This is a genomic window from Moritella sp. F3, from assembly GCF_015082335.1.
Lineage (GTDB): Bacteria > Pseudomonadota > Gammaproteobacteria > Enterobacterales > Moritellaceae > Moritella.
Genome location: NZ_BLRL01000199.1, coordinates 1 through 203, shown reverse-complemented (window position 1 = coordinate 203; position 203 = coordinate 1). Strand labels below are relative to the sequence as shown.

The window sequence follows — 203 nt, the reverse complement described above, 5'->3', positions numbered from 1 at the left end:
GCGGTACTAGCTCAGTTGGTAGAGCGCAACCTTGCCAAGGTTGAGGTCAAGAGTTCGAGCCTCTTGTACCGCTCCAAATTCAGATTGATTTGAATGTTAATTCATTTAGGTGATTCGAATAGTTGTGAAACTCTAAATCAAAATGAAGCGGTACTAGCTCAGTTGGTAGAGCGCAACCTTGCCAAGGTTGAGGTCAAGAGTTC

General features: G+C 44.3%; 1 tRNA gene. It reads left to right on the top strand.

The features are described from left to right. Nucleotides 1-76, top strand: a tRNA-Gly gene (locus JFU56_RS22875). Nucleotides 77-203 lie beyond the last annotated feature (127 nt).